Source organism: Hyella patelloides LEGE 07179 (genome assembly GCF_900659865.1).
GTDB lineage: Bacteria > Cyanobacteriota > Cyanobacteriia > Cyanobacteriales > Xenococcaceae > Hyella > Hyella patelloides.
In genome coordinates, this window is record NZ_LR213819.1 from 18,394 (window position 1) to 32,653 (window position 14,260).

General features: G+C 36.2%; 11 protein-coding genes. 6 read left to right on the forward strand and 5 right to left on the reverse strand.

The genetic code is table 11. The annotated features are described in order from the left end of the window. Window positions 1-56: 56 nt before the first annotated feature. Window positions 57-1,217: a vWA domain-containing protein gene (locus tag H1P_RS10765; RefSeq protein WP_144867056.1), complete on the forward strand. Its 1,161-nt coding sequence runs from the start codon at window positions 57-59 to the stop codon at window positions 1,215-1,217. A 26-nt stretch (window positions 1,218-1,243) separates the two neighbouring features. Here the strand turns inward: H1P_RS10765 and H1P_RS10770 are convergent, their stop codons facing one another. The 5 genes from H1P_RS10770 to H1P_RS10790 all read right to left on the reverse strand — a co-directional run bounded on the left by H1P_RS10770 (window position 1,244) and on the right by H1P_RS10790 (window position 5,094). Beyond that, entirely contained in the window at window positions 1,244-2,224 is a 981-nt protein-coding gene (locus tag H1P_RS10770; RefSeq protein WP_144867058.1) for an aspartate carbamoyltransferase catalytic subunit, read from the reverse strand. A gap of 229 nt (window positions 2,225-2,453) precedes the next feature. Next, window positions 2,454-3,584 (reverse strand): class I SAM-dependent methyltransferase, encoded by a 1,131-nt coding sequence (locus H1P_RS10775; protein ID WP_144867060.1) that lies wholly within the window; start codon window positions 3,582-3,584, stop codon window positions 2,454-2,456. A 99-nt stretch (window positions 3,585-3,683) separates the two neighbouring features. Beyond that, window positions 3,684-4,154 (reverse strand): HNH endonuclease, encoded by a 471-nt coding sequence (locus H1P_RS10780; protein WP_144867062.1) that lies wholly within the window; start codon window positions 4,152-4,154, stop codon window positions 3,684-3,686. 44 nt (window positions 4,155-4,198) lie between these two features. Continuing rightward, window positions 4,199-4,576 (reverse strand): hypothetical protein, encoded by a 378-nt coding sequence (locus H1P_RS10785; RefSeq protein WP_144867064.1) that lies wholly within the window; start codon window positions 4,574-4,576, stop codon window positions 4,199-4,201. Window positions 4,577-4,587: 11 nt separating this feature from the next. Beyond that, window positions 4,588-5,094, reverse strand: coding sequence for a hypothetical protein (locus H1P_RS10790; protein WP_144867066.1), 507 nt, complete (start codon window positions 5,092-5,094; stop codon window positions 4,588-4,590). 234 nt (window positions 5,095-5,328) lie between these two features. Here H1P_RS10790 and H1P_RS10795 point away from each other — a divergent pair, with 234 nt between their 5' ends. The 5 genes from H1P_RS10795 to H1P_RS10815 all read left to right on the forward strand — a co-directional run bounded on the left by H1P_RS10795 (window position 5,329) and on the right by H1P_RS10815 (window position 14,258). After that, on the forward strand, window positions 5,329-6,039 hold the full coding sequence (locus tag H1P_RS10795) for a metal ABC transporter ATP-binding protein (RefSeq protein WP_144867068.1): 711 nt from the start codon (window positions 5,329-5,331) through the stop codon (window positions 6,037-6,039). 162 nt (window positions 6,040-6,201) lie between these two features. Continuing rightward, a complete protein-coding gene (locus tag H1P_RS10800; protein ID WP_186375928.1) occupies window positions 6,202-7,041 on the forward strand; it encodes a metal ABC transporter permease in 840 nt (279 codons plus the stop codon). Window positions 7,042-8,121: 1,080 nt separating this feature from the next. Continuing rightward, on the forward strand, window positions 8,122-9,060 hold the full coding sequence (cysK, locus tag H1P_RS10805; RefSeq protein ID WP_144867070.1) for a cysteine synthase A: 939 nt from the start codon (window positions 8,122-8,124) through the stop codon (window positions 9,058-9,060). A gap of 383 nt (window positions 9,061-9,443) precedes the next feature. After that, a complete protein-coding gene (locus H1P_RS10810; protein ID WP_144867071.1) occupies window positions 9,444-11,222 on the forward strand; it encodes a fatty acyl-AMP ligase in 1,779 nt (592 codons plus the stop codon). A gap of 522 nt (window positions 11,223-11,744) precedes the next feature. Beyond that, window positions 11,745-14,258: a calcium-binding protein gene (locus H1P_RS10815; protein ID WP_144867073.1), complete on the forward strand. Its 2,514-nt coding sequence runs from the start codon at window positions 11,745-11,747 to the stop codon at window positions 14,256-14,258. The last annotated feature ends 2 nt before the right edge of the window (window positions 14,259-14,260 follow it).

Genomic DNA, 14,260 nt, shown 5'->3' on the forward strand with positions numbered 1-14,260 from the left:
GGAACGAGGAACGAGTTAATTTTGGGAAAAATAGTACTACGTTAATGTAGCAAATTATGAATAATCCCTTAACAACAACTCCCAGTCAAAAAATAATTAGCTCGTCGTTACTCCGCTTGAGAATGAAGTCGCCTTTTTTTGCCACTTTAGCTTTATTCGCTCGTTTTGTTCCTACTGAAACTCTTCCCACTGCTGCAACTGATGGTAAAGATATTTTTTTTAACCCTGAGTTTTTACGATCTCTTTCCGCACCGCAACAAGATGGTTTATTGTTACACGAAGTTTTACACGCAGCTTTACTTCATGTGTTACGGAGAGGGGTAAGAGATGCACGACAATGGAATATCGCAGCCGATATTGTAGTTAACGGTATTATTTGCCAACAGGGTTGTTTTGAACTTCCAGAAGGAGGAATTAGAGATGCTGAGTTAGAACATCTTAGCGTTGAGGAAATTTATGAGTTATTACCGCAACAGCAAAATGAATGTTCTTATTGTTTGGGTAATCCTGATTTATTAGAAACTTCTCCCTCAAACTCTCTGGGGGGTAATGACAGCCTTTCAGAAGCAAAAAAAGCAGAATTAGAATCCCATTGGCGTAATGCAATGCAACAAGCAGCAGTCATTGCTCGCACTAACAATCAGGGAAAATTACCCGCAGGGATGTCCAGAGAATTAGGCGCGTTAGATAATGCACAATTAGACTGGCGCAGTTATTTATGGCGATATCTAGTTAAAACCCCCACAGATTATAGTGGATTCGATCGTCGTTTTATTGGCAGAGGTTTATATCTAGAAAATTTAGAAGGGGAATCAGTAAAAGTATACGTTGCAATAGATACTAGCGGTTCGATTGATAACCAACTATTAAAAATGTTTTTGAGCGAGGTTAACGGAATCTTGAACTCTTATCCTCATTTAGAATGTGAACTTTATTATGCTGATGCGGATGTTTATGGTGCTTATGAATTAAATCCCGATCGTGAAATTCCCAAGCCTCAAGGGGGTGGGGGAACATCTTTTGTACCATTCTTTGACAAAATAGGCGATCGCTTTAATGGTATGGTAACAGCAGTTTGTGTCTATCTCACCGATGGTTATGGCACTTTTCCCGAAACCCCACCAGAATTACCCGTATTATGGGTGGTTACCCCAGGAGGTTTAGATTTAGCGCAATTTCCTTTCGGCGAAGCAGTACGCTTATTGAATCTTGTCTAGTTTGAGTAAAAGCTTTTTCGGTACTTCTAATTACTGCTTCCAATCAGATATAGCAACGCCATTCTTACCGCAACACCACTAGTTACTTGATGGGGAATTAAACTTAATTCAGGATCGTCCATGAGATCGGAAGTAATTTCTACCCCTCGATTAACAGGGCCAGGATGTAATACTTTAACATCAGGATGGCATAGTTTAAGGCGATTTCTTGTAATACCGTATCTTTGATGATATTCTCTTAAACTGGGGATAAAGTTACCACTCATTCGTTCTTTTTGTAACCGCAGAGTCATTACAAAATCAGCATCTTCTAACGCGGGGGTTAATTCCCAATGCAAAAATAATTTATTTGAAGCTTCACCATCGACAATATCTAAAAACAGTTTGGGTAATAAGGTAGGAGGCGCACATAAATGAACATCCGCCCCTGCTGCTGTCAGACTATAAATATTCGAGCGAGCTACACGAGAATGCAGAATATCCCCCACAATAGCTATTTTTTTCCCTGATAAGAGTTCCAAACGAGGATTATCGCGATCCAAAACAGAAGTAAGGGTAAATAAATCTAGTAAGGCTTGAGACGGATGTTGATGCAAACCATCCCCTGCATTAAGAATACTAACCCCTGAATCAAGTCGATCCATTTCTTGAGCTATTATCTGGGGTACTCCTGCTTGCTGATGGCGAATGGTCATAATATTTGCTCCCATCGCCAAATAGGTTTTAGCCGTATCGAGAATGGTTTCCCCTTTTGTTAAAGATGATGTCCCAGGAGCAAAATTAAGAATATCCGCAGACAGTCTTTTTGCAGCTAGTTCAAAACTACTACGAGTACGAGTAGAGGGTTCAAAAAACATATTAGCTATTACCTGTCCTTGTAATGCAGGAACTTTCTTTGTCCTTCGAGAAAGCACTTCACGGAAACTAGCAGCAGTTTGTAAGACAGCGTTGTATTCTTCAATCGTAAAATCTTCTAAGGATAGAATGTGTCGGCGTGTCCAAGTCATTACGGTTTTTGGGGGTGCTAAGTGTAAATGCCATCATGTCCTTAGCTATTTTATCCAGAATTTACCGTAACGCCATAAATCATCTCAAATCCGAATCACATAACCAGTTTATAGATGAAACCTTTAAACAGTGAGACGTATCATGATACGTCTCTACACTGAATATTTATTGGGGGTTTTACTAAATGAATTTGGGATCGCTACTAAACACTTCTATTCTAGATTAAGATTAACGTTTTGTTGCACAAAGAGCCATCCATCCTGCTTTCTTTTCTCCTCTTTGTTGTGCATAGTAAGCAGGAACACGATAGATTTGAAAATCTGCCAAATCAAATCCAGCAGATAAGCTGTATTTCTCAAAATCCTCCAATTTAGAAGAGCCTAAATAGGGTTCAGAATTAACCCAAACTTCAGTATCTCGAAAATAACGAGCAACCATGTTGGGTGGAGATAAAAATAATTGACTTTCTAAATGAATCATTATCCCACCTTTTTTTAGCAAGCGAAAGCTTTCCGCAAATACTTTTTTTCTAGCACCACAGGGAATTTCATGTAACAAGATATGACTAACAACTAAATCAAAAGAGTTATCAGCAAATTTAGTTTTTTCTGCATTTTGTTGAGCAAAATAAACTTTTTTATTTAGTGCTTTAGCTCTAGCACTAGCATACCTTAATAATGATGCCCCTAAATCAATTCCCCACACTTCTGCATTAGGGTATTTTGAAACATAAGGAAGAGTGCTATGTCCTACGGAACAGCCCATATCTAGAATCTTTTGTGGAGTCAATTCTGGATAATATTTTAATAAAACATTATTAATTAAGGTATGTCCTAATTCATCATTTAAACCTCCAAACCAACCCATTCCATAAAGAAAAACACCATGATCGTAGGTTGCTCCTGTCCAAAAATCCGAGTTATTATCATCTTGCAGATAACCCCCAGGCATTCGATGAATGTCAGCTTTTAATTGATGACGAGGATAGTCAAAATCTGAATTCAATTCGACATTTCCTTGATTAATATTTTGAGAAGATTCCCATTCTTTAATTAACCGAGCGCGATCGCTTTTAAGGTCAATTGCCACCCTTTTCCAAAGACGATCTTGTAAGATTCTACGGCGTTGATGGGCTGCTTGTACTTCTGGAATTTTATCTAATTGACGACGAATATCACGGTACACTATCTCTGAATCATCAGACTCAGAATAGGCAGCAGACATTTCTGTAATCTTGTTATGAAGCAGAGGGAAAAATTGATTACGAAATTCTTTTGTTTCCTGAGCTAAAACTAAATTTTCTTCAGAGTCAGCTTGAGGAATTAAGGAATGTTTAGTCTGAGAGTAAAGAAAAACCATAATTATTTCTTTAACAATTCTAATTACAAAATTGCAACTTTACTATGTAATTTTAATTGCTTTGTTGACTTCTCGAACATTATATACATAACACTTAAATTAAACATCGGAATTACCTTTAAGAGAATCAAGCAATTGTCTGGGACGTGCAGCTTTGATTATGGGGTAATCATTAGGATAGTGTAAAAATATATATTGCTCGTATTCATACCAATGTTTTTCTCCTTTCTCTTTATTACATTCTTGGCAAATAACCCAGAGGTTTTGAAACTCCATTGATAACCAAGGATATTGCGATCGCGGTAATTTATGATCTATGGTTTTTCCTCCGCGTTCTTGATATTTTTCACTACAAATAGGACAATACCAGTCAGAATTATCTTTGACCCATTTTTTACTTTCTAAAGTCGTTCCGCATTCATAATCACCATTAATATACCGCCAGGAATTAAATTGCAGATAATCTTCAAAATCTTGAGCAGTTAATCTATGATATCGTTTTTTGCCGATTTTATTAGCTAGTTTAAATAATTCTGGTAAGTTTTTTTTCTCTATATTTTCTAAATTCATCTTGCTTTTATTCTGTTTCTTTTTTGAGATATTTTGCGATTATTTTAGCTGTAATCAACAATTTCTATTTTATTGTCAGGGAACTGATAATCAATGATTTCCGTAATTTCATTAAGTTCTTGAGCTATTTTTTGTTGTTTGTTGTGAATTTCTTGTTGGCTAAAATATTTATTTCCTATACGATCTGCTTCTAAAAATAATTCTTCAAGATTGAACTCGCTAATTTGTTCTTTGCGCTGTAACTCAGCAATTGCTTGATATAGACTAATTACATTATTCCAGCCAATATTACGATATCCATTATTTTTGAGCCATTTTTGATTTTCTCTAATTAATAAATTACGGTTACGAGAATTTTTACGCTGAACTTTTCGATAATTCATTCCCTGAAAAGTTTTTGCTTTTAGTTTCTTCTTGACCATGAGAGAAGTATTTATCCTAAAGTTGATTTTAATAACTTAACTAAATCTTTTTTGATTTCATTGATATTATTAAACTGAAGTAAATGCTTAGTTTCAATCGTCAATCTAAGTTTGATAGCATCAACGATATTTTTTAAATCTTTATTATCTTTTTGTAGTATTTTATTAGCTTTAATTAATTCTTCATTATCGTTTGTTAGCTTTTTAATTTGTTTTTCTAGTTCAGCCTGAAAACTATTATCATTCGTGTTTGTTGCTTTTTTATTTTGTAATTTTTCAAGTTGAAAAATATAATTTTTAATTTCTTTATTTCTCTTAGTTACCATGGCTTTTTGAGCAGCTTGAAGACGCTGACGCTTAACTAATTCAGAACCAGCAAATTTTGAGATAGCACGACGAATTATAATTTCATCAACATCCGAATCAGCTTGAAGATTAATTAACTCTAATGCTCTTTGTGCATCTGCTTTTGTCCAGCCTTCATTATTGAGTAACTGAATCGCTTCTTTTTTATTCACGAACGTAATTACAATTATGGGAAATGACTTAATTGTAAGTATCTCCAGGAAAATATCAAACGATCTGGATCACTACAAATATTAAATGCAACTTACCCTAGAACAAGAAGTTACCCTCGCCTAAATCATTACTCATTCAGCAACACCGATAAATTTAAAGATAAATACTGGTGGCAATGATAACGGTTTTCATTATACAATGATAATCATACTCATTCTATTTTTTAGTTATTGATGCTAGAAGTCTGTGATTTAGCTGTTAATTATCGCAACAGATGGGCAATTGACGGTATTTCTTTTCGTTTACAGCCTGGACACATTGCAGGATTATTTGGGCCTAATGGTGCGGGAAAAAGTACTTTAATCAAAGGTATTTTAGGACTTGTACCAATAGCAAAAGGCGCAGTCAGCTATGACTCTCAACCCCTCAAGCGTCAACTAAAAAAAGTAGCTTATGTTCCTCAGCGCAACAAAATCGATTGGGATTACCCCGTAACTGTGGAAAAAGTAGTAATGATGGGTCGAATTCCCGCAACAGGTTGGTTTAAACAGCCTTCTCGTAATTCTCGCGAAATAGTTGAGCGTGCCTTGTCAAGAGTGGGTATGACTCAATTTCGTCAACATCAAATTAGGGATTTATCGGGAGGACAACAACAACGAGTTTTCCTAGCAAGAGCGATCGCTCAAGAAGCAGATTTGTTCTTTTTTGATGAACCATTTAACAATATAGATTATCGTACTGAAGAGATTATTTTTGAAGTTTTTCAAGAGCTAAAACAACAGCAAAAAACCTTATTAGTGATTAGCCACGATCTAGGAAAAACTATAGCTAATTACGACCAATTACTATTACTAAATCAAAGATTAATCGCAGTAGGAGAGCGTAAACGGGTATTAACAAATCAAAATATTCAACAGACTTACGGTAAACTTGTTAGTTGTTAGTTTCTAATTGTTAGTGGGTACAGCCCCTCATATATCGCGTCTGTACGGTGGTTAGTTGTTAATTGCTAATTATTTATTGTGATCGATCGCTATACTTCATCCCTCATCCCTCATCCCTCATCCTTGATCGTTTGGCTCACTGAACCTCTTAGCTTCGTCTTCATGAGACAAGCAATCGCAATTGGGTTTTTCTTAGGAATTCTCAGTGCAATTGTGGGTAGTTATTTAATTTTGCAGCAGATGGGAATGATGGGAGGAGTAATTGCCCATGCTGTGTTGCCAGGAATTTCAATTGCTTTTTTCTTAGAAATTAATTTAGCTATTGGAGCATTTATTGCAGGAATTTTAAGTGCTTTATTAGTAATGGGAATCGAAACGCGATCGCAGATAAAAGTGGATTCGGCTATGGCACTTACTCTTAGTAGTTTTTTAGCTTTAGGAATTATTTTAATTAATCTTTTAAAAACCAATCAAATCGATCTTAGTAGTATTTTATTTGGTGATATTTTAGGGGTTACTGCTAAAGATGTTTGGCAAACAGCAATTATAACTATATTTATTGTTGTTGTAACTAAATTATTTTATAAAGAATTAGAATTTTATACTTTCGATCCTATTGGAGCAAAAGCTTGTGGGCTTCCTGTAAAATTGCTTTATTTTGGTTTAATTTGTGCCATCACCTTAACCATTGTCGCTAGTATGCAAACTGTGGGGGTATTACTGGTAATGTCTTTATTAGTTGGCCCTGCAATTACAGCATATCTATTAATTAAAGAGCTTTATCAAATGATGATTGTTGGCGCAATTATTGGCATATTTTCTAGTATTAGCGGGATGTATATTAGCTACTATTGCGATTTACCCTCTGGTGCAGCTATTGTAATGACGATCTTTAGTTGCTTTATGTTAGCCTTTCTCTTCAGTCCCTCTCAAGGAATTCTGAACACTCCTCAAAACCGTCACAGATTAAGCGTGATAATTAAAAGCTTATACAGAAGATAAAGATATTTTGTACAGTCTCAAAATAGATTGTTAAATAAAAAATAAGCGGATCGAGATTAACTCTGTATAGTTCAACCAAGTAAGCTAAGGATTTTGCTTCTACTAATTTGCCTGCACTCTGAAACTTTTATTATAGCTAAGATTTTAGAGCTTTTTTATTCTTTGAATATTTCTCTTGTTTGTAATAAAAAAAAACTCAGTATAATACTTGATTTTAAACTTATTCGGAATAACTCACTATTTGGGTCTGAAAAAGTAGGCTATTTTTTGTTAGCTGAAGAATCAATATAGTATTATACTGAACTGAAAATTAAATCATATTAGTTTTCTAATACTAACAAGAAGAAACAAGATAGACAATGCTAGAATTTACTGAATTTGTTTTTGAAGCCAACGTTAATTAATAAACATAAATGTTAAGAACTTTATATTTATCCACTGTTTAAATAAAATTTTCGATATCTTATGAATTAAATGAAATCTCAATCAAGAGTTTTCAGTTTATTTAAAGTTTAACCTAAGAAGTAGAAGAGTTGGCAAAATATAGCAATTCTATATCGTTAATGAAAAAGAGCCATAAAGAGACTGTTTGTAAAAATCAAAAATTTGACGGGAGGAAATGCTCTCGGCGTGATGAGCATTCTGGCGACAGTTCTCTGGGTCGGGAAACCCTTCTGCAAGACTGTCGCGCTATTCCACTCCCGTGTTGACTATGGATAACCAACTTAAATAATCGTTTAACAACGGCATTCATAAGAACAAAGAGAATAAAACTCACGCACCACAAAGTTTTGCAACCTTTCCATATCCCTTCTATATAAAATATTTGAGAGCTAACCAGAAGCTAATCTTTTGAGTAAGAATTGAATAAATGCCTTTTAATTCCATTGGTGGATTTGCAGAAGCAAAATCCTGACAAAGTAGTACAAAAATATCTTGCGATACAGTTTGAGATTAAAACAGCAATCAGTAAAATGCCTAGAAAGCTTATTTCTTAGCAATTTTTCAAGTTACGGAAATTCATTTTTCAATAAAATTAGAATAATCATCACGTATTAAGTAATTAAACTAATCAGATCCATGCGTATTGCTAACAACATTACCGAATTAATTGGTCGTACTCCCTTAGTGCGCTTAAATTCTCTTCCCCAAACAGAAGGATGCATCGCCGAAATTGTCGTTAAACTGGAGAGTATGAACCCCTCTTCTTCGGTAAAAGATCGCATTGGAGTCCATATGATTAATGCAGCCGAAAAAGCAGGTAAAATTTCCCCTGATAAAACAATTATTGTTGAACCTACTTCTGGTAATACAGGGATTGCCTTGGCAATGGCAGCAGCAGCTAAAGGCTATAAACTAATTCTCACTATGCCAGAAAGCATGAGCTTAGAAAGAAGAGCCATGTTAAAAGCATATGGTGCCAAACTAGAGTTAACCCCTGCAATGGCGGGAATGAAAGGAGCGATTGAAAAAGCAGAGGAGCTAACTTCAAATATTCCTGATGCTTATATGCCTCAACAGTTTCAAAACCCTGCTAATCCAGAAATTCACCGTATGACTACTGCCGAAGAAATTTGGCGGGATACTGATGGTAATGTGGATATTGTTGTTGCTGGAGTGGGTACAGGGGGAACAATCACAGGAGTTGCCGAAGTACTAAAACAACGCAGATCGGGGTTTCAGGCGATCGCAGTTGAACCCACAGATAGCGCGGTAATATCTGGAAAAAACCCAGGAGGACATAAAATACAGGGTATTGGTGCAGGATTTATCCCTGAAGTACTTAAAGTCAATTTAATCGATGAAATTATCACTATTACCAATGATGAGGCTTTTGAATACGGTCGTCGTTTAGCCAGAGAAGAAGGTTTATTATCAGGTATCTCTTCTGGTGCTGCGGTGGCTGCTGCCATTAAAGTAGGTCAAAGAGCAGAAAATAAAGATAAGTTGATCGTGGTAATTCAACCTAGTTTTGGCGAACGTTATTTAAGCACTCCTTTATTTCAGAATCTAGAATGAGCAGAAATAAACACTCAAGTGTTGTTAATCCCGTCAAGCGGGATCGAGATGGTTAATGGTTAGTTGCTAGTTGTCGAGCGTTTTCAATTGATTGGTTTCATGTCATAGTTGATTAGTTCGTTTGCTAATTGCTAATTGCTAATTATTTATCATGGTTGATTGCCATACTTCATCCCTCATCCCTCATCCCTCATCATTTCCCGAAAGCGACAAATAAATAGTAGCCAAATACCTTACAGTATTCAATTAATAGGATATGGTATAACTTGACCAAAGGTCACGGTAGTCTCTGTTTTGCGATCGATAACTCTTACCTTAATTATTTTTTGGTAACAAGAATAAGTCGTGACAGAGTAATCTTTGACTCTAAAAAGCAAAAGTGAATGAGTGGTTTAGAAAAAAAAATTCCAGCGAATACTTTAGTTGATGTTCTCAGACAAAGGGCTGCTTTACAACCAGATAAAGTTGCCTATACCTTTTTAGTTGATGGAGAAAGTGAAAAGATTAATCTCACTTATCTTCAATTAGAACAGAAAGCTCAAGCCATTGCTACTTATATTCAATCTCTTTGTCAGCCTCAAGCCAGAGTTTTGTTGCTTTATCCTCCTGGTTTGGGTTTTATCGAAGCTTTTTTTGGTTGTTTATATGGAGGAGCGATCGCTATTCCTGCCTATCCACCCCGTCCTAATCGCTCTATTGACCGTATTCAGAGTATTATTAAATCTGCCGAACCAGCTTTAGCTCTCACTACTAATTCTATTATCACTAATCTCCAAAAAAAAGCAGATCGTATTCCTGAGTTAAAAACCCTGCGTTGGTTAGCTACAGATAACTTAGAGCTTAAATATGCTCAAAAATGGCAAGAAACAGCGATCTATCAAGATGATTTAGCCTTTCTACAATATACTTCGGGTTCAACTGCTGAACCAAAAGGAGTTAAAATATCTCACCACAATCTATTACACAATTTAGAAGCGATTCACTCTTGCTTTCAACATCATTCTCAAAGTCAAGGAGTTATTTGGCTACCTCCTTATCACGATATGGGACTAATTGGGGGAATTCTGCAACCACTTTACGGTGATTTTCCCGTAACTTTAATGTCTCCTTTAATGTTTTTACAAAATCCTTTACGCTGGTTAAAAGCAATTTCTCACTATAAAGCTACCACCAGTGGAGGCCCTAATTTTGCTTATGATTTATGTGTGCAGAAATTTAAGCCAGAATCGTTTACAGATTTAGATTTAAGTAGTTGGGATGTTGCGTTCAATGGTGCAGAGCCGATTAATTACGAAACAATAGAAAAATTTACTAAGACTTTTGCACCCTATGGTTTTCGAGAATCAGCCTTTTATCCCTGTTATGGCATGGCGGAGGCTACTTTGATCATTTCTGGGGGAGTCAAACAAAGCAAGCCACTGACCAAAATCGTTGATAGTAAACAGTTAGAACAAAATAAAATAGCGATTTCTGAAACAGAAACGCCGAATACTCGTATCTTAGTAAGTTGTGGTCATAGTTTACCAGATCAAACAGTCACCATTATCAACTCCGATACTATGCAACCCTGTAAACCAGGAGAAATCGGCGAAATTTGGGTTTCTGGCTCTAGTATTGCTCATGGCTATTGGAATCAACCTCAAGCCACAGAAAAGACCTTTAAAGCTCAAATTAAAAACCGAGAATCAGCCCATTTTTTACGTACTGGAGATTTAGGATTTATCCAGCAAGGAGAATTATTTGTCACAGGACGCTTAAAAGATTTAATTATTATCAAAGGTCGCAACCATTATCCTCAAGATATCGAAAGAACTGTAGAAGCTAGCAGCGATTTTATTAGACCTGGTGGTACAGCTAGTTTTGTAGTTGATGGGACAGGAGAAGAAAAATTAGTTATTCTCTCAGAAATTGAACGTCGTTATTGGGATCGCAGAAATAAATCTCAATCAAATAAAGCGTCTACAAATAACCTAGAAAAACCTGATTTGAAGCAGTTGATTCGTCGCCAAATTGCTCAAAATCATGATTTACAAACTCACCGTATTCTATTACTAAAACCTGGTAGTATTCCTAAAACTTCTAGTGGCAAGATTCAGCGTCATGTATGTCGCAATAGCTTCCTGTCAGGAGATTTTCAGTCATTAGAAGTTGTTAATAGTTAATAGTATTGAGAATGAGATAATGTTTTTAACCACTTAAAATCGGCGTATCAAAAACCTGTATCAACATAGGCTAATACTATTTATTGTTGGTAATAAGAGTGTTCGGTTGTGTTTGCAATTGGGGTATTGGAGATTGGGAATTAGGAATTCTTTGACTTTCAGGTTGTTACTAGATTGGTTAAAATCTTTTGATTTCGACCATTAATTAATACATGAGAATTAGTATAACCAAAAAAACAGAATATTTTGAACAATTTAACGCTTTTTTATACAATATAAATTTAATAATAGCTATTCTTTTCATTGAACTAATAAGTGTGAAATAACAAATAAGCAACCCATCATAAATGTTAAATATCTGTAAAGTTACAGACTGTTATGGATAGTATTGGCTAAAAAATACCCAACACGGGAGTGGAATATGCTGCTTAGCCAGCAGCATTTCCTCCCTTCAATTGTCCTCAAGCAGAATATTATTCCTAATAAATACCAATTTTTAAAATAAATTTATTGTCTATATGTATGGAAATTAAATTTGATTATCGTTTTGATACAGAAGGTTTTTTCACGGAAGAACGTCGAATAGCGTTAAACCTAGCAGGAAATATTTGGTCGAATCTAATACAAGACGATTTTACTGAAGTTCCTGCAAATACAGAAATTACTATTCAAAATCCTCAAACAGGAGCAACAGAAACTATTGTTTTAGAAGAAGCAATAGAAGATTTAGTGATTTTCGTTGGTGTATCCCCAGAACCTTTTAATGGAGTCGGGACAGAAAGTAATAATTCTTTGGCTCAAGCTCAGTATCATGGAGATGATATACAGGGAGATATTTTTCAACGACGCATCAGTGGTGATTTTCGCGGTGAAGGTGTAGTTACGGACTTTGAACCCTGGGTAGGAACGATTTCTTTGGCGACGAATCCAGATCGAGAATGGGATTTTAGCCTCGATAATCCTAATCCTGACCGAGTCGATTTTGTGAGTGTCGCACTCCGAGAAATTGGTCGAGTTTTAGGGGTGGGAACTGCTCCTATTTTTGATTCTTTAGCTGCTGATGGTGCTTTTAATGGGGTTAATGCTAGAGAAGTTAATAATGGCAATCCTATTCCTTTAGAGGCTAATTTAGACTATATTGCAGCAGATTTTACAGGAGAGAGTCTAATTTTAGACTCTGACATTATCTCAGATAGACGATCGCCTACAGACCTCGATTTAGCCATTTTGGCAGATATCGGCTATCAAATTGCAGGTTTTACCAAACAAGGTTCGCATCCTGAAATTGGTACTGCTGAAGGAGATTTTATTTTTGGTGCAGCTATTGATGAAAGACTTAATGGTTTGGCAGGAAATGATGAAATTCAAGGTAATTCAGGCAATGACACCCTGTTAGGAGATGAAGGCAATGATACTTTATTTGGTAATGCAGGAGAAGATGAATTATTGGGCGGAGTAGGGAATGATAGCTTATTAGGAGAAGCAGGAGACGATTTATTATTTGGCGGAGCAGAAGCAGATATTCTTCTAGGAGATATTGGCAACGACACCATTAGAGGAGATAACGATAACGATACTTTATTAGGTGGAGAAGGAAATGACTCTCTTTTAGGGAATAGTGACGAAGATGAGTTACGAGGTGATGTGGGAGATGATGTTTTACGGGGTGGAGATGGTTCGGATACCCTATTTGGTCAAGTAGGAAACGATACTATAGAAGGTGGCAGAAATAATGATACTCTAATAGGAGAAACTGGAAGCGATCGCTTTGAATTGGGTTTTAATTTTGGTAGCGATCGTATTAATGACTTTATCAATGGAGAAGATAAAATCGCTGTTTCCGCTAGGTATAACTTTGAAACGGATACCTACGATCTCAACGAACCCAGTGAAATTATTGCTGCTATTACCGATACGGGAACAGTTTCCGACTCCACAGATTTATTTACCGAAATCACCCTGAGAGATACCAGCACCGTCATAGTAGTCAACGACGAACCCCTAACCACAGAAGATATTGAGATTTATTTTCCTTTCCAATCTCAAGTAATACCTACTGCTAGTGGGTTTACAATTCAATTTAATCAAGACTTTAATTCAAATAATATCAACTTGTATCAAGGTACTAACCCCGATGCAGATATCCCTGATGTTCGATTAGTCAGCGACAGTACAGGAAAAGTGATAACGGGTTCTTTACTTGCCAGAGAAAGCGATCGTAGTTTAACCTTTATTAAAAATGATGGTGTGCTAGCACCAGATGATTACACCCTCACTCTCTTTAGTCGGGGTGATGGTTTTACCTCTAGTACGGGGGAATTACTAGATGGCGATGTGGATGGGATTGCAGGAGATAATTTTGTTACTCAATTTACAGTAGAAGAAACCGAACAAAGAGTTTTAAGTCTTGATGATTTTAGCAGAGGAATTGGACAAAGGATTAATTCCTCTCTCGATTCTGAAGGTATCGCCATTTCTTTAGATAATGGTGCAGAAGTCACCCAAGTAGACTTTACCTTTGTCTACGATGCAAATATTATAACGGTAGAAGATGTTACAGTGAACCCAGAACTTGGCGAAGATTGGACTTTAACCACTAAAGACCTCAGTAACCAAGGCACAGCTATTATTTCTTTATCAGGAACAACACCTTTAACATCAGGAGAAATTGATTTAGTTCAATTACAAGCCAGCATTCCCAATACAGCAAGCATTAACAGATCGGGAATCTTATACCTAGAAGCAGTTGAACTCAATAATGGAGAGATTGCAGCAATTGGAGACTCTGCATATCAGCAAGTTGCTTATCTGGGAGACAGCAACGGCGATCTTAATTACACTGCCGTAGACGCTTATCAAATCTCTCAATTAGCTACAGGGATTAGTAATGGTCTCACAAATTTCGCTCGGACAAATCCTCAAATTGTTGCTGATATCAATGGTGATGGAGTAATTTCCGCTTTCGATAGCTATTTAGTTTCTCAAAAAGGAATGGGTGCAACAGTCGATTTTATTCCCGATATTCCAGTAGATTGAAT